Origin of the sequence: Halomonas sp. KO116, from assembly GCF_000734975.2 — a bacterium.
In the GTDB taxonomy this organism is placed as follows: Bacteria; Pseudomonadota; Gammaproteobacteria; order Pseudomonadales; family Halomonadaceae; genus Vreelandella; species Vreelandella glaciei.
Genome location: NZ_CP011052.1, coordinates 4,288,857 through 4,308,063, shown reverse-complemented (window position 1 = coordinate 4,308,063; position 19,207 = coordinate 4,288,857). Strand labels below are relative to the sequence as shown.

At 54.8% G+C, this 19,207-nt stretch carries 17 protein-coding genes and 3 rRNA genes; 10 read left to right on the top strand and 10 right to left on the bottom strand.

Annotated features, from left to right (window positions below; all coding sequences use genetic code 11):
• Positions 1-53: 53 nt before the first annotated feature.
• Together proC and KO116_RS19685 are read right to left on the bottom strand one after the other, a co-directional pair.
• Positions 54-878 (bottom strand): pyrroline-5-carboxylate reductase, encoded by an 825-nt coding sequence (gene proC, locus KO116_RS19690; RefSeq protein ID WP_035562768.1) that lies wholly within the window; start codon positions 876-878, stop codon positions 54-56.
• Between the two features lie 54 nt (positions 879-932).
• Positions 933-1,649 carry a YggS family pyridoxal phosphate-dependent enzyme gene (locus KO116_RS19685; protein WP_035562771.1) on the bottom strand — a complete coding sequence of 239 codons (717 nt, stop codon included), beginning with the start codon at positions 1,647-1,649 and terminating at the stop codon, positions 933-935.
• 32 nt (positions 1,650-1,681) lie between these two features.
• On the opposite strand from KO116_RS19685, the gene KO116_RS19680 reads away from it, so the two are divergent.
• Together KO116_RS19680 and KO116_RS19675 are read left to right on the top strand one after the other, a co-directional pair.
• On the top strand, positions 1,682-2,725 hold the full coding sequence (locus KO116_RS19680; RefSeq protein ID WP_035562773.1) for a type IV pilus twitching motility protein PilT: 1,044 nt from the start codon (positions 1,682-1,684) through the stop codon (positions 2,723-2,725).
• 7 nt (positions 2,726-2,732) lie between these two features.
• Positions 2,733-3,893, top strand: a complete 1,161-nt coding sequence (locus KO116_RS19675) for a PilT/PilU family type 4a pilus ATPase (protein ID WP_045812190.1) — start codon at positions 2,733-2,735, stop codon at positions 3,891-3,893.
• Between the two features lie 50 nt (positions 3,894-3,943).
• Here KO116_RS19675 and KO116_RS19670 read toward each other — a convergent pair whose 3' ends face one another.
• A complete protein-coding gene (locus tag KO116_RS19670) occupies positions 3,944-5,083 on the bottom strand; it encodes an anhydro-N-acetylmuramic acid kinase (protein WP_035562776.1) in 1,140 nt (379 codons plus the stop codon).
• A 145-nt stretch (positions 5,084-5,228) separates the two neighbouring features.
• On the opposite strand from KO116_RS19670, the gene tyrS reads away from it, so the two are divergent.
• The 6 genes from tyrS to KO116_RS19640 all read left to right on the top strand — a co-directional run bounded on the left by tyrS (position 5,229) and on the right by KO116_RS19640 (position 13,082).
• Positions 5,229-6,428, top strand: coding sequence for a tyrosine--tRNA ligase (tyrS, locus tag KO116_RS19665; protein ID WP_035562778.1), 1,200 nt, complete (start codon positions 5,229-5,231; stop codon positions 6,426-6,428).
• A gap of 489 nt (positions 6,429-6,917) precedes the next feature.
• A 16S ribosomal RNA gene (locus KO116_RS19660) occupies positions 6,918-8,450 on the top strand.
• A 304-nt stretch (positions 8,451-8,754) separates the two neighbouring features.
• Positions 8,755-11,644, top strand: a 23S ribosomal RNA gene (locus tag KO116_RS19655).
• A 143-nt stretch (positions 11,645-11,787) separates the two neighbouring features.
• A 5S ribosomal RNA gene (gene rrf, locus KO116_RS19650) occupies positions 11,788-11,903 on the top strand.
• Together the 16S, 23S and 5S rRNA genes form the textbook arrangement of a ribosomal RNA operon.
• A gap of 300 nt (positions 11,904-12,203) precedes the next feature.
• Positions 12,204-12,392 carry a hypothetical protein gene (locus KO116_RS19645; protein ID WP_008956376.1) on the top strand — a complete coding sequence of 63 codons (189 nt, stop codon included), beginning with the start codon at positions 12,204-12,206 and terminating at the stop codon, positions 12,390-12,392.
• A gap of 114 nt (positions 12,393-12,506) precedes the next feature.
• Entirely contained in the window at positions 12,507-13,082 is a 576-nt protein-coding gene (locus tag KO116_RS19640) for an isochorismatase family protein (protein ID WP_008956375.1), read from the top strand.
• A gap of 10 nt (positions 13,083-13,092) precedes the next feature.
• On the opposite strand, the gene yaaA is transcribed toward KO116_RS19640, so the two are convergent.
• Both yaaA and KO116_RS19630 read right to left on the bottom strand, forming a co-directional pair.
• Positions 13,093-13,872: a peroxide stress protein YaaA gene (gene yaaA / locus KO116_RS19635; protein ID WP_035565860.1), complete on the bottom strand. Its 780-nt coding sequence runs from the start codon at positions 13,870-13,872 to the stop codon at positions 13,093-13,095.
• Positions 13,873-13,994: 122 nt separating this feature from the next.
• The gene (locus tag KO116_RS19630; RefSeq protein WP_035565863.1) at positions 13,995-15,026 is read right to left on the bottom strand and encodes an NADP(H)-dependent aldo-keto reductase; all 1,032 of its coding nucleotides are present in this window, start codon (positions 15,024-15,026) and stop codon (positions 13,995-13,997) included.
• Between the two features lie 246 nt (positions 15,027-15,272).
• On the opposite strand from KO116_RS19630, the gene KO116_RS19625 reads away from it, so the two are divergent.
• Positions 15,273-15,767, top strand: coding sequence for a tetratricopeptide repeat protein (locus KO116_RS19625; protein WP_035565866.1), 495 nt, complete (start codon positions 15,273-15,275; stop codon positions 15,765-15,767).
• Between the two features lie 38 nt (positions 15,768-15,805).
• The gene (locus KO116_RS19620) at positions 15,806-16,318 is read left to right on the top strand and encodes a hypothetical protein (RefSeq protein WP_035565869.1); all 513 of its coding nucleotides are present in this window, start codon (positions 15,806-15,808) and stop codon (positions 16,316-16,318) included.
• A gap of 20 nt (positions 16,319-16,338) precedes the next feature.
• Here KO116_RS19620 and KO116_RS19615 read toward each other — a convergent pair whose 3' ends face one another.
• From KO116_RS19615 to KO116_RS19595, 5 genes are all read right to left on the bottom strand, one after another.
• Positions 16,339-16,881 (bottom strand): TIGR00730 family Rossman fold protein, encoded by a 543-nt coding sequence (locus KO116_RS19615; protein ID WP_035565872.1) that lies wholly within the window; start codon positions 16,879-16,881, stop codon positions 16,339-16,341.
• A 107-nt stretch (positions 16,882-16,988) separates the two neighbouring features.
• Positions 16,989-17,510 carry a DUF501 domain-containing protein gene (locus KO116_RS19610; protein WP_035565875.1) on the bottom strand — a complete coding sequence of 174 codons (522 nt, stop codon included), beginning with the start codon at positions 17,508-17,510 and terminating at the stop codon, positions 16,989-16,991.
• 12 nt (positions 17,511-17,522) lie between these two features.
• Positions 17,523-17,825, bottom strand: coding sequence for a hypothetical protein (locus tag KO116_RS19605; RefSeq protein WP_007111787.1), 303 nt, complete (start codon positions 17,823-17,825; stop codon positions 17,523-17,525).
• A gap of 41 nt (positions 17,826-17,866) precedes the next feature.
• Positions 17,867-18,274 (bottom strand): acyl-CoA thioesterase, encoded by a 408-nt coding sequence (locus KO116_RS19600; RefSeq protein WP_035565878.1) that lies wholly within the window; start codon positions 18,272-18,274, stop codon positions 17,867-17,869.
• Positions 18,275-18,374: 100 nt separating this feature from the next.
• Positions 18,375-19,181: a hypothetical protein gene (locus KO116_RS19595; protein WP_035565881.1), complete on the bottom strand. Its 807-nt coding sequence runs from the start codon at positions 19,179-19,181 to the stop codon at positions 18,375-18,377.
• Between the last annotated feature and the right edge of the window lie 26 nt (positions 19,182-19,207).

The window sequence follows — 19,207 nt, the reverse complement described above, 5'->3', positions numbered from 1 at the left end:
TGATTCATTGCGAAGCGGTGGCGTTACTGAACCGTTATGTCAGTACTGTTATGTCACTCTCCGCTCAGTTCCTTAGCCATTGCCTGGGCGCGATCAGCGCAGGCCTGCATGGCGTCGGCAATCGTGGTGCGCAATTGTGCCTCTTCCAGATGTTGAATGGCACGTTCGGTGGTGCCGCCCGGCGACATCACGTTCTGTTTCAGCGTGGCCGGGTCTTTATCACTTTGCTGCGCCATCGTAGCGGCGCCCAGTGCGGTTTGAATAGCGAGGCGGCGCGCAGTGGCGGCAGGCAGGCCGAGTTTAACCGCGGCTTCTTCCATGGCTTCGAACATCAGAAAGAAGTAGGCCGGTGCGCTGCCGGAAACGGCGGTCACCGCATCTAACAGGGCTTCCTCTTCCACCCACTCGACAATGCCGACCGCTTCCATTAGCTGGGTGGCCACATCGCGCTGGTCATCGCTTACTTTCGCATTGGCGTAGAGGCCGCTGGCGCCATAACCGACCAGCGATGGCGTATTGGGCATGCAGCGTACCATGGCATTTTGGCCGCCTAGCCACTGGTCGATCGTGCTGGCATCCAGGCCAGCAGCTATCGAGATAACCAACGGCTGCTGGCGCTGAACGCTGTCGCGCAGCGCTTCACAGACGGCGCGCATGATTTGCGGCTTCACTGCCAGTACCACCACATCGGCTTCAGCCACCGCCAAATTGTTGTCGGTGTCGGTATTGATGCCCAAGCGTTGTTTAATCGATGCCAGTTCGCTGTCATTCGGCGCAGTGGCGGTAATAGTAGAAGGCGCGACGCCGCTGTCGATGAGGCCGCCGATAATGGCGCTGGCCATATTGCCAGCCCCAATGAAGGTAATGTTATTCGCCATGCCAGGTGTCCTTAAATAAAAGTATGTTCAGTGTAAAGGTAGGCGACTGCCCGCCTAGGCCGATTGGCGGGTGCCGAAAATCGCGGTGCCTAACCTTACCAGCGTGGCACCTTCCAGTACCGCCGCTTCTAAATCGTCGCTCATGCCCATTGAGAGTGTATCAAGGGGGGCATCCGGCAAGCTGCTCTGGAGGGAGGTCAACGCCTCGCGCAGCGCTGCCAATGGCTGGCGCTGAGCATCTACGCCTTCCGCCGGGGCGGGAATCGCCATTAAGCCGCGCAAGTGCAGGTTGGGCAGCGTGGCGACTTCTTTTGCCAACTCTTCCAGCGCTTCCGGTAGCACACCGGCCTTGCTCTCTTCGCGGCTGATATTAACCTGCAGGCAGATATTCAGCGGCGCTAGGTGGGCCGGGCGCTGTTCGCTGAGGCGCTTAGCAATTTTTAGCCGATCAACGCTGTGCACCCAATCAAAGTGCTCGGCGACAGCGCGGGTCTTGTTGGACTGCAGCGGCCCAATGAAATGCCATACATTGTCGTCAAGATCAGCAAGCTCAGTCTGTTTCTCTAGCGCTTCTTGCAGATAGTTTTCACCAAATTCACGCTGGCCTAACTGCCAAACCTGGCGAATCATTGCCGCAGGCTTGGTCTTGCTGACCGCTAGCAACTTGGCTGCATCCTGGGCGCGTCCCGCGGCTTCTAATGCGTTACGCAGGCGTTCACGCGCCTGATCGTATGAAGAGCCGAGTGACTCGTTAAGCGCGATGTCTGTCATACTCAAGCACCTTACCGCAGCTGGGAAGAGAGATGGATATTACCGAACTGCTAGCATTCTCGGCAAAGCAGAATGCCTCTGACTTGCACCTTTCGGCCGGTTTGCCGCCCATGATACGTGTTGATGGCGACATTCGTCGGCTCAATGTGCCTGCTATCGATAATAACGATGTGCGCAAATTGATCTACGACATCATGAATGATCGACAGCGGCGCGACTACGAAGAGCATCTGGAAATTGATTTTTCCTTTGAGGTGCCGGGGGTGGCGCGCTTCCGCGTGAATGCCTTCACCCAAGCGCGCGGTGCAGGGGCGGTGTTTCGCACCATCCCCAGTCAAGTGCTCTCCATGCAGACCTTGGGGCTAGGCGAGGTGTTTGAGCGCTTAGCGATGTTGCCGCGGGGCTTAGTGCTGGTGACGGGGCCAACGGGCTCGGGCAAGAGCACCACGCTGGCCGCGATGATCGATTACATTAACGATCATCGTTATGAGCATATTCTCACTATTGAAGACCCCGTCGAGTTTGTCCACGCCAGCAAGCGCTGTTTGATTAATCAGCGCGAAGTGCACCGCGACACCCATAGCTTTGCCGATGCGCTGCGCAGCGCGCTGCGTGAAGACCCGGATGTGATTCTAGTTGGTGAGCTGCGTGATCTTGAAACTATCCGCTTGGCGTTGACCGCTGCGGAAACAGGGCATTTGGTACTGGGGACGCTACACACCACTTCGGCAGCTAAAACCGTTGATCGGATTATCGATGTCTTTCCCGGTGAAGAGAAAGCCATGGTGCGCTCCATGCTCTCTGAATCACTCCAGGCAGTGGTGTCACAAACCCTGCTTAAACGTGAGGGCGGTGGGCGCGTGGCGGCCCACGAAATCCTTATTGCCACGTCTGCAGTGCGCAACTTGATTCGCGAAGACAAAGTGGCGCAGATGTACTCGGCCATTCAAACCGGTGGCAGCTTGGGCATGCAAACGCTGGATTCCGCGCTGTCCCGGTTAGTGAAAGAGGGTTCGGTAAGTTTGCAAGAAGCGCAGCTGAGGTCAAAGGGAACGCTGTCGATAAAGGAGGAGTAAAGAAGCTATGAGTCAAGATGCCCAGCTTTCGCCCGCCCAGTGGCTGCACCAGCTGCTTGATATTATGGTTGAGCAAAACGCTTCTGATTTGCTCATCTCCGTGGGTGCGCCGCCAAGCTTGAAAATGCCCGATGGGTTGGTGCCCTTGGGTCAGCAACGCTTAACCGCGCATCAGGTAAGTGAGCTGGTTACTCACGCTCTACCGGAAGGATTGCGTGAACGTTTTACCTGTGAGCATGAAGCGAATTTCGCGCTCAGCCGAGAAGGCAAGTGGCGCTTTCGGGTCAGCGCGTTTCAGCAGCGCAATCAGATGGCCATGGTAGTGCGCAGCATCGCGATGGAAATTCCTTGCCTAGAGGCGCTGGGTGTACCAGAACAGTTGGCAGAATTAGCTCAGGCCAAACGGGGGCTGGTACTGGTGGTGGGTGGCACGGGAACGGGTAAGTCGACGACCCTGGCGGCGATGATTCAGCAGCGCAACGAAACCGTTGGCGGCCATATCATCAGCATCGAAGACCCCATTGAGTACTTGCACCCGCACAAGCGCGCTATCGTCAATCAGCGCGAGGTGGGGATCGATACCGAATCGTTTGAGGTGGCGCTAAAAAATACCCTGCGCCAGGCGCCGGATGTGATTCTGATTGGTGAAATCCGCACCCGAGAAACCATGGAACACGCACTGACCTTTGCTGAAACCGGCCATCTCTGCCTGGCAACGCTACATGCCAATAACGCCAATCAGGCGTTAGAGCGCATCATTCACTTCTTCCCTCATGAACGCCATGAGCAGATATGGATGGATCTGTCTCTGAATCTGCGTGCAGTCGTCGCCCAGCAGCTGCTGCCCACGCTTGCAGGCGGGCGCTGTGCTGCTATCGAAATCATGCTGCAGTCGCCGCGCATCGCCGACTTGATCCGTAAAGGGGAGGTCGCCGAGATGAAAGCAGCGATGGCCAAGTCCCGCGATGCCGGAATGCAGACCTTCGATCAGGCGCTGCATGATCTGCATCAGGCGGGGCATATCAGCAGAGAGGTGGCCATGGCACACGCCGACTCGGCTAACGACCTGCGCATGCTGCTCAATGTTAGTGACGCCAAGGGGCGTAACCTCTCGCTAGATGAACAGGTGCCGAGTCATTTAAGCCTACGCGATGGCGATGATTACTAAGCGAGCCTTGCGCAGCTCTAAGCAACTCAGCAAAAGCAATTCAGCAAAAGCTATGCAGCATAAATACCACCCAATACCCGGGAGCCCTGCGCACCGGTGACCGAAGGTAAGTTGCCAGGCAGATGATTCAATCGCTGGTGAGCCAGCCAGGCAAAGGCGCCGGCTTCTATCCAGTCTTCAGGCCAGCCGTACGCGGCTGGCGAAGTGAGCGTTGCGCGCGGGAGATGATAGGCAAGGCGCTGCATTAAGTAGCCGTTGTGAGCGCCGCCACCAGCGGTGATCAGCGTTAGTGAACCGCCACTGATCCGCAGTTGTTCAATGCCTTGAGCAACACTGACGGCAGTGAGTTCGGCCAACGTCGCCTGAACATCGGCGGCGGATTCTTGGCCGCTGAGATGTTGGCGGAGCCAAGCCAGGTGGAAAAGCTCACGCCCTGTACTTCTCGGCGGCGGCTGCTGGAAAAACGGTTCTGATAATAACCGAGCTAACAGCGCTTCATCTATCTTTCCACTAGCGGCCCAAGCGCCGTCTTGGTCAAAGCGGCCGCCTTGGTGCAAGGCAAACCAGGCATCCAATAAAACATTCGCTGGCCCGGTATCAAAACCAATCACTGGGTCGTTCGGCTGACTGGAAAGCCAGGTCAGATTGGCAAAGCCCCCTAAATTGAGCACTAGCTGGTGCGCGTCTGATCTACCCAATAGCGCCTGATGAAACGCTGGCGCCAGTGGGGCGGCCTGGCCGCCAGCGGCTAAGTCACGGCGGCGGAAATCGGCGACCACCGCGCAGCCGGTGAGTTCTGCCAGCAGGCTGGGGTTATCCAACTGAAGCGTATAGGCCGGGCCGCCTCCGTGACCTTTAGGGGCGTGCTCGATAGTCTGGCCATGGCTGCCGATGGCGCTGATCTGTTCTACGCCCAATGAAAGTGGCGCTAATAAGTGTTTCACAGCTTGGGCTTGGCATTGGCAGAACGCGTGCTCCGCTGCTGCGAGCTGGGCAAAGCTCACCTGCTCTGCATGGCACAGTGTGAGCAGCAGGCGATGTAGCTCATCTGGCATGGGTTCGGCATGGGTGGCCAATAGGCGCGGCGGCGAGTCATTTTCGATGGCGATAAGTGCCGCATCAATACCGTCCAGACTAGTGCCGGACATCAGGCCAATATAGTAAAGCGGCGAAGCGGTAGGTGTTTTCATAAATGAACTCGTACAAAGCGGGGCTGAGGCTAAACCAGGGTGAGCGCTAAACCAAGGCTCAACCAAGGCGAACGAGCATGGTAACATCGTCGGTTATTTATCACCTGAGCCCGGTATGGGCGGTTCTTTATAGTGGAGAGAGGCAATGAGTGAGGTGGATCAGGCTTTAGCGCTGTTATCGCGCGGTACGCATGAAATCCTGGTAGAGGATGAGTTAAAAAAGAAGCTGGCCTCCGGCCGCAAACTGCGTATTAAAGCGGGTTTTGATCCCACGGCCCCTGACCTGCACCTGGGACACAGCGTGTTATTAACCAAAATGCGCCAGTTCCAGGACTTGGGGCACACGGTTATCTTTTTGATCGGCGACTTTACCGGCCGTATTGGTGATCCCACCGGTAAGAACGTGACGCGCAAACCGCTCACCGAAGAGGACGTGAAAGCCAACGCCGAAACTTACAAAGAGCAGGTGTTTAAAATCCTCGATCCTGAAAAGACCGAGGTACGTTTTAACGCCGAGTGGTTTAGCGAGCTCACCGCCGCCAAAATGATTGAGCTGGCTGCCCAAAGCACCGTCGCCCGCATGCTGGAACGGGACGACTTTGAAAAGCGCTATAAAGCCAATCAATCCATTGCCATTCACGAGTTTCTCTACCCGCTGGTACAGGGCTACGACTCGGTAGCGCTTGAGGCGGATGTGGAGCTGGGCGGCACCGACCAGAAGTTTAATCTGCTGATGGGGCGTGAGATTCAAAAGCACTTCGGCCAGGAACCCCAGGTGGTCATCACCATGCCGCTATTGGAAGGGTTAGACGGTGTGCAGAAGATGTCGAAGTCCCTGGGCAACTACATTGGTGTCGATGAAGCGCCTGGATCCATGTTCAATAAGCTAGTCTCTATGCCGGATAGCTTAATGTGGCGCTATTTTGAGCTGCTCTCTTTGAAATCAAATGAAGAGATCGACGCGCTTAAAGAGAGCGTTGAGCAAGGTGCCAACCCGCGTGACGTTAAAATGGAGTTGGCTCGAGAACTCATCGCCCGCTACCACGGTGATGAAGCGGCGGCCAATGCGCATAAGTCGGCGGGGAACCAACTGGCCGATGGCGAACTACCGGAAGACCTGCCGGAAGTCACGGTTGATTTTGATGGCAGCGAGCAAGCGCCCATTGCGGCAGTGCTTAATAGGGCAGAGCTTACCAACAACAGCGCCCAAGCCAAGGATATGCTGGGGAATGGCCGGGTTAAAGTCGATGGCGAAGTCGTTGCCAAAGACACCATGCTGGCGACAGGTAAGAGCTACGTTATCCAAGCGGGTAAGAAACGTTACGCCCGCGTGACGCTTATTTGAACTTTTTGTGCTTATTTTCAATCTAGGTCTTGCCAACCCGGCAGCGAAACCGTAAAGTACGCATCCGCTGCCGGGGACGCCAAGCGTTACCAGCGGTGCATAAGGTGTAAAAGCCTTGGTTTGTCAAGCAGTTAACGCTTTTGCGAAAGCAAGCGGTTTTGGATGTTGATTGATCCGCATCGAAAACAACGCCCTTGACAAACACCAGGAACTGCGTAGAATACGCCTTCCTCGCTGCGGCAAGCCAGTTCAACGGTTCGCCAGTCAAACACAGCGAAACCGCTCTTTAACAATTTGATCAGGTAATTCATGTGGGCGCTTGCTGATGTTGGTGACAAATCACCGAATATCAAGGCAAGCGACTCAAGCAATAGGGTGTTAAAGGATTCGTCCTTTGGGATCTGTTTTGAATGAATTCGTTTGAACCTTGAGCCAAGTTTGGTTCGCTTCTGTCACTTTCGAGTGGCGGGTAAGAACCGCATAGATCTTAAACTGAAGAGTTTGATCATGGCTCAGATTGAACGCTGGCGGCAGGCCTAACACATGCAAGTCGAGCGGTAACAGATCTAGCTTGCTAGATGCTGACGAGCGGCGGACGGGTGAGTAATGCATAGGAATCTGCCCGATAGTGGGGGATAACCTGGGGAAACCCAGGCTAATACCGCATACGTCCTACGGGAGAAAGGGGGCTTCGGCTCCCGCTATTGGATGAGCCTATGTCGGATTAGCTAGTTGGTAAGGTAATGGCTTACCAAGGCAACGATCCGTAGCTGGTCTGAGAGGATGATCAGCCACATCGGGACTGAGACACGGCCCGAACTCCTACGGGAGGCAGCAGTGGGGAATATTGGACAATGGGGGCAACCCTGATCCAGCCATGCCGCGTGTGTGAAGAAGGCCCTCGGGTTGTAAAGCACTTTCAGCGAGGAAGAACGCCTGTCGGTTAATACCCGGTAGGAAAGACATCACTCGCAGAAGAAGCACCGGCTAACTCCGTGCCAGCAGCCGCGGTAATACGGAGGGTGCAAGCGTTAATCGGAATTACTGGGCGTAAAGCGCGCGTAGGTGGCTTGATAAGCCGGTTGTGAAAGCCCCGGGCTCAACCTGGGAACGGCATCCGGAACTGTCAGGCTAGAGTGCAGGAGAGGAAGGTAGAATTCCCGGTGTAGCGGTGAAATGCGTAGAGATCGGGAGGAATACCAGTGGCGAAGGCGGCCTTCTGGACTGACACTGACACTGAGGTGCGAAAGCGTGGGTAGCAAACAGGATTAGATACCCTGGTAGTCCACGCCGTAAACGATGTCGACCAGCCGTTGGGTGCCTAGAGCACTTTGTGGCGAAGTTAACGCGATAAGTCGACCGCCTGGGGAGTACGGCCGCAAGGTTAAAACTCAAATGAATTGACGGGGGCCCGCACAAGCGGTGGAGCATGTGGTTTAATTCGATGCAACGCGAAGAACCTTACCTACCCTTGACATCTACAGAAGCCGGAAGAGATTCTGGTGTGCCTTCGGGAACTGTAAGACAGGTGCTGCATGGCTGTCGTCAGCTCGTGTTGTGAAATGTTGGGTTAAGTCCCGTAACGAGCGCAACCCTTGTCCTTATTTGCCAGCACGTAATGGTGGGAACTCTAAGGAGACTGCCGGTGACAAACCGGAGGAAGGTGGGGACGACGTCAAGTCATCATGGCCCTTACGGGTAGGGCTACACACGTGCTACAATGGCCGGTACAAAGGGCTGCGAGCTCGCGAGAGTCAGCGAATCCCTTAAAGCCGGTCTCAGTCCGGATCGGAGTCTGCAACTCGACTCCGTGAAGTCGGAATCGCTAGTAATCGTGAATCAGAATGTCACGGTGAATACGTTCCCGGGCCTTGTACACACCGCCCGTCACACCATGGGAGTGGACTGCACCAGAAGTGGTTAGCCTAACGCAAGAGGGCGATCACCACGGTGTGGTTCATGACTGGGGTGAAGTCGTAACAAGGTAGCCGTAGGGGAACCTGCGGCTGGATCACCTCCTTAAACGATGCGTCACCGTTGGTAAGCGTCCACAATGAATTACCTGATCAGAATGCTGTTGATACGCAGTGATAAGTGACTCTTTTTTCACGTTAAAAAGAAAAAATAGCTTTTAAAGCTTAAAGGTCTTTTTCTTTTTTAATAGGAAAGAACGCTTATCACTGCTTATAGCAGTCGCTCTTTAACAATGTATATCATGCTGACAAGAACACTTCGCAAGAAGTGCTTCTTAAATTGTGATACGCGTCAGCGTATCCGGCAAAATGAAACGTGATCATTGCGACATCCAGACTCCTTCGGGTTATAGGGTCAAGCAATGAAGCGCACACGGTGGATGCCTAGGCAGCCAGAGGCGATGAAAGACGTGGTAGCCTGCGATAAGGCTCGGTGAGGTGGCAACAACCTGTGACCCGGGCATTTCTGAATGGGGAAACCCACTCATCATAAGATGAGTATCGTGCACTGAATACATAGGTGTACGAGGCGAACCAGGGGAACTGAAACATCTAAGTACCCTGAGGAAAAGAAATCAACCGAGATTCCCCTAGTAGCGGCGAGCGAACGGGGACCAGCCCTTAAGCATGTGACTGATTAGGCGAACAGATTGGGAAGTCTGGCCGTAGCGGGTGATAGCCCCGTAGTCGAAAATCTGATCATGTGAAATCGAGTAGGTCGGGGCACGAGAAACCTTGACTGAAGACGGGGGACCATCCTCCAAGGCTAAATACTCCTGGCTGACCGATAGTGAACCAGTACCGTGAGGGAAAGGCGAAAAGAACCCCGGAGAGGGGAGTGAAATAGATCCTGAAACCGTGTGCGTACAAGCAGTCGGAGCCCACTTGTTGGGTGACGGCGTACCTTTTGTATAATGGGTCAGCGACTTATATTCAGTGGCGAGGTTAACCGTATAGGGGAGCCGTAGGGAAACCGAGTCTTAACTGGGCGACACAGTCGCTGGATATAGACCCGAAACCGAGCGATCTATCCATGAGCAGGGTGAAGGTTGAGTAACATCAACTGGAGGCCCGAACCAGGATCTGTTGAAAAAGATTTGGATGACTTGTGGATCGGAGTGAAAGGCTAATCAAGCTCGGAGATAGCTGGTTCTCCTCGAAAGCTATTTAGGTAGCGCCTCATGTAGTACCGCCGGGGGTAGAGCACTGTTTCGGCTAGGGGGTCATCCCGACTTACCAACCCGAGGCAAACTCCGAATACCGGTGAGTAACGCGTGGGAGACACACGGCGGGTGCTAACGTCCGTCGTGAAAAGGGAAACAACCCAGACCGTCAGCTAAGGTCCCGAAATCCTGGTTAAGTGGGAAACGATGTGGGAAGGCTCAGACAGCTAGGAGGTTGGCTTAGAAGCAGCCATCCTTTAAAGAAAGCGTAATAGCTCACTAGTCGAGTCGGCCTGCGCGGAAGATGTAACGGGGCTAAACCAGGTACCGAAGCTACGGGTTCATCCTTTGGATGAGCGGTAGAGGAGCGTCGTGTACGCCAATGAAGGTGGATTGAGAAGTCTGCTGGAGGTATCACGAGTGCGAATGCTGACATGAGTAACGATAAAGGGTGTGAAAAACACCCTCGCCGGAAGACCAAGGGTTTCTGTTCGACGCTAATCGGAGCAGAGTGAGTCGGCCCCTAAGGCGAGGCCGAAAGGCGTAGTCGATGGGAAACGGGTCAATATTCCCGTACCGGACATGGTTGCGATGGGGGGACGAAGAAGGCTAGGTGAGCCAGGCGTTGGTTGTCCTGGTGAAAGTGAGTAGGCTGGCGTCTTAGGTAAATCCGGGATGCTTTAAGGCCGAGACACGAAACGAACTGACCACGGTCAGGAAGTCACTGATGCCACGCTTCCAGGAAAAGCCTCTAAGCTTCAGATCATGTGCGACCGTACCCCAAACCGACACAGGTGGTCAGGGAGAGAATCCCAAGGCGCTTGAGAGAACTCGGGTGAAGGAACTAGGCAAAATGGTGCCGTAACTTCGGGAGAAGGCACGCCGGCGTAGGGTGATGAGACTTGCTCTCTAAGCCCGAACCGGTCGAAGATACCAGGTGGCTGCAACTGTTTATTAAAAACACAGCACTCTGCTAACGCGCAAGCGGACGTATAGGGTGTGACGCCTGCCCGGTGCCGGAAGGTTAAATGATGGTGTTAGCCGCAAGGCGAAGCTCTTGATTGAAGCCCCGGTAAACGGCGGCCGTAACTATAACGGTCCTAAGGTAGCGAAATTCCTTGTCGGGTAAGTTCCGACCTGCACGAATGGCGTAATGATGGCCACGCTGTCTCCACCCGAGACTCAGTGAAATTGAAATCGCCGTGAAGATGCGGTGTACCCGCGGCTAGACGGAAAGACCCCGTGAACCTTTACTATAGCTTCACACTGGACGCTGATGTTGCCTGTGTAGGATAGCTGGGAGGCTTTGAACTCCGGACGCCAGTTCGGAGGGAGCCACCCTTGAAATACCAGCCTGGCATCATTGGCGTTCTCACTCAGGTCCGTTATCCGGATCGAGGACAGTGTGTGGTGGGTAGTTTGACTGGGGCGGTCTCCTCCTAAAGAGTAACGGAGGAGCACGAAGGTACCCTCAGCACGGTCGGACATCGTGCATTGAGTGCAAGAGCATAAGGGTGCTTGACTGCGAGACAGACACGTCGAGCAGGTGCGAAAGCAGGTTCTAGTGATCCGGTGGTTCTGTATGGAAGGGCCATCGCTCAACGGATAAAAGGTACTCCGGGGATAACAGGCTGATACCGCCCAAGAGTTCACATCGACGGCGGTGTTTGGCACCTCGATGTCGGCTCATCACATCCTGGGGCTGAAGTCGGTCCCAAGGGTATGGCTGTTCGCCATTTAAAGTGGTACGCGAGCTGGGTTTAGAACGTCGTGAGACAGTTCGGTCCCTATCTGCCGTGGGCGTTGGATGTTTGAGAAGGGCTGCTCCTAGTACGAGAGGACCGGAGTGGACGACCCTCTGGTGTTCCGGTTGTCACGCCAGTGGCATTGCCGGGTAGCTATGGTCGGACGGGATAACCGCTGAAAGCATCTAAGCGGGAAGCCCCCTTCAAGATGAGACATCCCTGAGGCCTAGAGCCTCCTGAAGGGCCCAGCGAGACCAGCTGGTTGATAGGCACGGTGTGGAAGCGCTGCAAGGCGTTGAGCTAACGTGTACTAATGGCCCGTGAGGCTTGACCCTATAACACCCAAGGGGTCTGGTCGTAATGATGACGTCAATGAAAACCGGATACGCGCGCTGAGCTGACTGTTGAAGACAGAAAGTTTGGCAATGAGACGCACACAATTTAGCAATAGTCAGCATGATATGCATTAACAGTTACGCCTGACGACCATAGCACGCGTGAACCACCTGATCCCTTGCCGAACTCAGCAGTGAAACCGCTTAGCGCCGATGGTAGTGTGGGGTCTCCCCATGCGAGAGTAGGTCATCGTCAGGCACCTATACCGCAGAAAACCCAGCCACCCGGCTGGGTTTTTTGTTGCCTGGAAGGAAAGAAAAAAGCCATGTCATGGCGAGGAGCGCAGCGACGCGGCCATCTCAAGCCATCGGCAGCCTATCGTTGAGATTGCGTCACTACGTTCGGAAGGACAAAGCTGTCGTTATTTGTAATATTAAAGCAGTTGTTTTAAATATATCTATAACAATAAGTTGCGTATTAGATATGGTATTGTTGCCACGCAGCATCTAGTATTATGCTGCAGGTACCCAGAAGTAAATTCTCAGGAGGAGAAGCGGTATGATGACGCAAGTAGCCAAGAAGTTAGCAATTGCCCTATTTATGGCTTTGATGGCGGGCGGACTGATCGCTTGTGACGATCAAGGCCCTGCTGAAGAAGCGGGTGAAAACATTGATGACGCCGCAGAAGATGCCGGTGAGAGCATGGAAGAGCTCGGCGAAGATATGGAAGAGTCGGCCGAGAACTAGGCCGAGCATTTTTTTGGTGAGTTAACCGAAGCAGTCGCTGAAAAGCGGCTGCTTTATTGTTTGTATCGCGTCTATTATGGTTCGTCTAAATAACGATAAAAATGAGGTGGCAACGTGCTACTACAACGCGATAAAAGCTTGCTGTTAATGGTCGATTTCCAGGCGGGGTTACTGCCTGTGATCGATGGTGGTCAAGAAGCCGTTAACGTGGCTGCTTGGCTAGGTGAAATGGCGTGCTTGCTTGAGATACCTGTATGGCTAACCGAGCAGTCTCCAGAAAAACTGGGGGGATCCTCGGCGTCACTGCTCGCCTGCCTAAATGACTATCAGCTCTGGCAGAAACAGCATTTTGGGGCCATGGCGGAAACTGAATTTCGTGAAGCGTTAAACGCATCAGGAAAAGCGCAGATTGTACTGTGTGGAACAGAAGCGCATATCTGCGTGCTGCAAACGGGGTTGGGGTTATTAGACGCAGGCTACGAGCTGTACTGGCTGAGTGATGCCTCTGCCAGTCGACGCCCGCAAGAGGCTGCGTTTGCCCGTGAGCGCGCCTGCGCGAGCGGTGCTGTGGCGGTGACGGCAGATATGGTGGCTTATGAGTGGCTTCACCGCTGCGATACAGCGCTGTTTAAAGAGGCGCACCAGCGCTTTTTAAAGCCGCGCGCGTCACGCCCCGTACGTTTCTATTAGGCCATTCGCTCTAGCGATCGGCTTCTTTGCGAGTAAAAACGAAGGTATCACCCTGGGATGCCGATGCATCGAGGCGATAGCCTGCCACATCGAACGCCTTGAGTTCATCTGGATCGTTCACTTGTTCCTGGATAAGCCAAGCGCTCATCAGTCCACGCGCTTTTTTGGCGTAGAAGCTGATGATTTTAAAGGTGCCGTTTTTCTCATCTTTAAACACTGGCGTAATGATCCGGGCATTGAGCTGCTTGGTATCTACCGCTTTGAAGTACTCATTCGAGGCGAGATTAACCAACACGTTGGAGCCGCTTTCAGCAATGGCTTCATTAAGTGCAGGTGCAAGGATGGGCTTCCAATAGGCATACAGATCCTTACCGGCACTGTTAGGCAGCTTGGTGCCCATTTCAAGACGGTAGGCCTGAATCAAATCCAGCGGCCGTAGCAGGCCATATAGGCCAGAAAGTATGCGCAGATGCGACTGTGCGTAACGGTTCTCCGCTTCGCTGAAGCTTTCCGCTTGCAGGCCGGTATAAACGTCGCCCTGAAAAGCCTGCGCAGCAGGTTTGGCATTGCTCAGCGTGAAAGGGGGGCGCCACTCCTCAAAGCGCGCTGCATTCAGCCCCGCCAGTTTATCGCTGATGCCCATAAGTTCACTGATTTGCTGGGGCGAGTAGTCGCGCAAAATAGTGATCAGCGCTTGGCTGTGTTTTAGAAAGTCAGGTTGTGTCACCTGCTCTGTGGTCGGTGGGGTTTCAAAATCCAGCGTTTTAGCGGGAGAGATAACGCTCAGCATCGCATGCTCCTAGGGCCATCATAAGTGAACGTAGTATACCAAGCCTCGGCCAAGGCCGAGGCTATAGCTTCGATAGTTCTGGCAGAGCCGCTTACTGCCTATAGGCGGAGCTCAGCAGCCGCTTAAGGGCAGGGATTCGGCATGCGGCGGTGAATGTCTTCGATTGCCTCTAGCACGTCGTTGTCCAACTTGAGGCTCTCGCTGGCAAGATTGCTTTCCAACTGCTCCATGGTGGTCGCACCAATAATATTGCTGGTCAAGAAGCTGCGCGAGTTAACAAACGCTAGCGCCATTTGCGCAGGCTCTAGCTCATGCTTTTCAGCAAGCGCAACGTAAGCCTGGGTGGCCGCTTCGGCTTCGGGCGAAGTGTAACGCTTAAAGCGCTCATAAAGCGTCAAGCGACCTTTGGGTGGCTGCGCGCCATTCAAGTATTTACCTGAGAGCACCCCAAACCCTAGCGGTGAATAGGCAAGTAGGCCGACTTCTTCACGGTGGGAAATTTCAGCCAAACCAACTTCAAAAGAGCGGTTGAGAAGGTTATAGGGGTTTTGGATAGACGCCACGCGCGGTAAATCCAGCTTATCGGCAAGCTGCAATGAGCGCATCACTCCCCAGGGCGTTTCATTAGAGAGTCCAATAGCTCGCACCTTGCCTGCATCAACCAGCTCTTTAAGAGCCGAGAGCGTTTCTTCTAGCGGCGTCGCATCTTCGTCTTCGCTATGTACGTAGCCCAGCTTGCCAAAGAAGTTGGTTTGACGGTCGGGCCAGTGCAGTTGGTAAAGGTCAACGTAATCGGTGTTCAAGCGCTCCAAGCTTGTGTCGATGGCCTGATGAATCTGCTCACGGGTTAAGCGCGGGCCACCCCGTATATGGTCAAGCCCTGGGCCTGCGGCCTTGGTGGCTATGATCAGATCGTCCCTGGCGCCACGCTGCTTTAGCCAACTGCCGATATAGCGTTCAGTTAAGCCCTGGGTCTTGGCCATGGGGGGGACGGGGTACATTTCTGCGGTATCAATAAAATTGATGCCAAACGCCACGGCTCTATCAAGCTGTTCGTGGGCTTCAGCTTCGCTATTTTGCTCGCCAAACGTCATCGTGCCTAAACAGAGTCGACTTACCTTCATGCCGGTTCTGCCAAGTGGGCGCGTTTGCATTTTTATCTCCTTACTAAGGCGGAATTGCCACAAGATAAGTCACCATTACCAGGCTGGTGAACGGCGTATGAATGGCATGTTAGCGAGGCTCATTGCAAGCAGCAAATTAATGGGGTTGAGTCGTCGCAAAGGCAGGCGTATGCTTGCCAGCCCATCGACCGGCTAAAGGCCGGTTTCTCGTGTGGTTGGCAGCTATTTTTGTGACTGCTAGCCCAAGGTTCCAACAGATAGGCAGGGTGGTTTGCCATGCTGCAGGCATCAACGTTGTTTACTCGGCTAGAATTTCGCCTAGCTGAACGGCTGTTTCATAATCACTGGCTGTTGCCGCGTTCACCGCGCACCCAGCGTTTAACGATGCGCTTATTTAAGCGCTGTGCGGAAGCGGGTCACCCAGATGCGCTCTCCGTTTATGGCCATATGCTGTTTCACCGCAGCCAGACGCCCCAGGACAAAGCGCGCGGTGCGCGGTACGTTCTGGAAGCGGCGCATGCCGGGGATGTAAAGTCACAGTACCAGGTGGCACAAATCCACGAGCACGGCTGTGCTCAGTACCCGCGCCGTGAAGATTACGCGGTGACCTGGTACGCCCGCGCCGCCCAGTCTGGGCATTACCTGGCTGCGGAGCGGCTTGCCCGCGCTTATCGCTTGGGTGAGTTAGGTTTGGCGGTAGATGGCGAGCGTGCGTCTTACTGGCAACGACAGGCGGATCAGCCGGCACTAAATAACGTGGCCGCCGCATGAAGCGTTACCGCGTTTTGATTGATTGAGTGAGGAAGGTTGTGTCCGAGACGCTACCCACCGTATTAGATATTGAAGCGTCCGGATTTGGGCGCGGCAGCTACCCCATTGAAGTAGGCATTGCCCGTGCCGATGGAAGCTGCTGTGCTTTTCTCATTCAACCGCTGGAAGAGTGGACGCACTGGGATCCCAAGGCTGAACTGCTGCATGGTATCTCCCGTGATCGCCTCATTCAGGAGGGCTATCCGGTACGCCAGGTCGCCCACTGGCTGAACGATGAACTACGCGAGCTGGGTAAGGCGTACAGCGATAGTTGGGGGTACGATAACACCTGGCTGTCGCTGCTTTTTCATCACGCGGGCATGCTGCCGCGTTTTCGCCTGGAGGCGTTAAGGATTCTGCTTAGCGAAGAGCAGCAGGCGCTGTGGAGCGATACCAAAGAAACGCTGATCGCCGAACAGGGGATTCACCGCCACCGGGCAGGTGAAGATGCCCGTTTACTGCAGCTTACTTATCAGCATACCCGCAAGCTCACCGAGCACCCGGGGCGCTAATCAATCTCTCCTCGGCAGCTCTACAGCAGAGCTTCTAGCGCATCAAGCAACTCATTGGGTGACGATGCATCGAGCAGCATTTCGCGGGTGGGAGATGCCAAAAAGCCATGGCTAACCGTGCTGTCTAAAAAGGTCAGCAGCGGTGAATAGAACTCGTCAATGTTCAGCAACCCCATCGGTTTTTCATGCAGGCCTAGATAGCCCCAGGTCCATATTTCAAACAGCTCTTCCAAGGTGCCAATCCCGCCCGGTAAGGCAATAAAAGCGTCGGCGTTGGCCGCCATGGTGGCTTTACGTTCGTGCATATTGGGCACCCGAATCAGCTCACTTAATCCCAGGTGAGCCAGTTCGCACTCGGCTAAGTGATCGGGCATCACCCCAATCACGTCACCACCCGCTTCCAGTGCCGCGTTAGCCAGCACGCCCATCAGGCCAACGCGTGCCCCGCCATAAACCAGCGTGTGGCCGCGTTCAGCGAGCGTGCGGCCCAGTTGATTGGTCGCCTGGCGGAAGGCAGGGCTATTACCTTCACGGGAGCCAAGATAAACGCAAATTCGAGCCATTCGCTTATTCCCTGTCGTTAAAAAATGAACGTAACTAAAACCGTAGCCAAAAAGAAAACGAGATTACTACGAGGCTTAGGTTAAAAAGGGCTTAGGTTAAAAAGGGCTTAGGGTAAACAGCGGTCTACCTGATAGTGCTCATCCATCCACTGCCCAATCACATTGTCACCGCAAAGGTGGTGGGCGTACTGAGTATGCAGGCAGCGTATCTGGTGCCAGTTGCTAATGCCGCCAATCCCGCGTTTAGTCATCACGTCGGTATAACCCAATTGAGCGACTTCCTCACGCTGAGCATCGCTCATAGCGTCCCAGCGGGCGGTCACATAGTCGCGATGGCTCTGTTGGTAAGCCTCAAGAAATTCAGGCTCTTCCTGAAGGCGTTGTTCGAGCGCTTTAATAACCCCCACGGCTTCGATGCGGGAAATCTCAACTTTCAGCACATCGGAACAGAGCCAATACAGGGTGGGGAAGGGTTTGCCATCGACAATCGGCGCCATACGCAGTACTAGCGGCGTGCCTTCACCGTCGGTGGCGGCGACCGCTTCGATTCCACGCGGTGCGCGGCCAAGCTGCTGGGCAATAATGGCGAGCTGACGTTCGTCAGGCGCTTGGTTGGTGCGTATCACCATTGGGTTGGTCTCTCACGAACGGTCATCTTGAACAAATTTAGTCGAGCGGCCAACGGCACGGAAAAAGCAGCGATTGAGCTGTTCAGGCGACGCGACATAGCACCACGTCCGCTCACAGTATTCAGCGGCTCGTGCCATTAGCACGTCATAAAGGCGATTGAAGGGGGCATCATAATCGTAGGGGTCGGCACCAAACAAGCGGATATGCGGATAGTCGGCAAAGCGCTCAATGAAATAGCGCTCAAGGTCTGCCTCCACGGCGCGATGCTGGGCGACGTTGTCGGGGTCTATCCAGAGGTTGTAGCGGATTGCCATTATAAGGCTCCTGTTGCCCCGGCAGCGCGGGGCAGCGTCGATCAGGCGGGTTCAGGCGCGTCTTGTAGGTGCAACGTTAGTGCCTCACGCAGGTCACCCTCAATGGGCATGGCGCACTTGGCCTGATGGTCATATTGCACCATAACGGTGTGGCCCAGGTTAGTGAGCTTGCCGTGCTGCCGCGCCTCTTGGGTCACTGTAAACGAGCTATTGCCTAATCGCGTTAAGTAAGTACGTATTTCGATATCGTGACCGTAAAACAGTTCAGCCCGGTAGTCGACTTCCATGCGCGCCATAATCAAGCGCCACTGCTTGGGGTTTAAGTCAGGGGTAAAGAGTTTGAATAAGTCATTTCGGGCAAGCTCAAACCAAGCAGGCAAACGTGTGTTGTTAATGTGCCCTAAGGCGTCGGTATCGTAAAAGGCGGGCTCAATGGTGCGGGTAAACATGGCTTGTCCTTGTTATTAAAAAAACAGGTTATTAGTAGGGGTAATCGCAACGGCAACGTTTAGGATTAACCCAAGCAAGCGCTTGGTCAAGAGGTCTTGGTCAAGAGGTGCGGCGTTGATACCACGCAGTGAGTAGCATCCACCCCAGCAGCCATAGCGTGGCAGCAGCGAAGCCGGCCAATGTGCCCCATAGCAGCCCCAGCGTGCTGTAAGTATAGGAAACACATAGCGTGTAACTCAGTAGCGAGCCAAGTCCCATCGGGTAGTGTTTGATCACCGTCGCCACCGGCGCTGACCCATGGTTCAGGTGTAGGATCAGTAAAAAAGGCAGCATCGTGACGGGAAAGGCGGCCAACGTTCCCGCCCAGGCGGGCGGCAGCCAGTGGGCCAGGCTAGTAATGGTAAATATGATCACGGTGGCAAGTGCCGCGCGGATGGCAAGCACCGGTAACGAAAACGTTCTGCTGGCGGGTATCCTGACATCAGTAATGCTGCGAAATAAGCCACTGAACAGAGCAATGGCGCATAGCGTCACCAGCGTGCCGCTCAAACGCGTGAAGTTAAACTGAGCGAGCAGCGTGCTAACGGCGAGCCAAGCAACCAAGCCGCCCGCCACGCCGCCAATGACACCTTTAATGCCAGGCTGGCGTCCTGCCATCCAATAACCGGCCCCTAGCGCCATTGTGGCCGTAAAGCCCGCCAGGGTATGCACCGCACTTTGGGTCGCAAATTGAGGGGAAATTTCCAAGCCGATAAAAAATAGCGCCAACGCTGTGCCTAATGGGTAGCCCGCCAGTAGGCCCGCCAGGCGCGGGCTTGCGCGCACCGCAATCGCACCTAGCCCCAGCACCATGCTGATCGAGAGCCCTAATTTCGCTAGCTGCCAAGTGAGAGGGACTTCAATCATGCGGCGTCATCCTTGCTGTTTTTGTT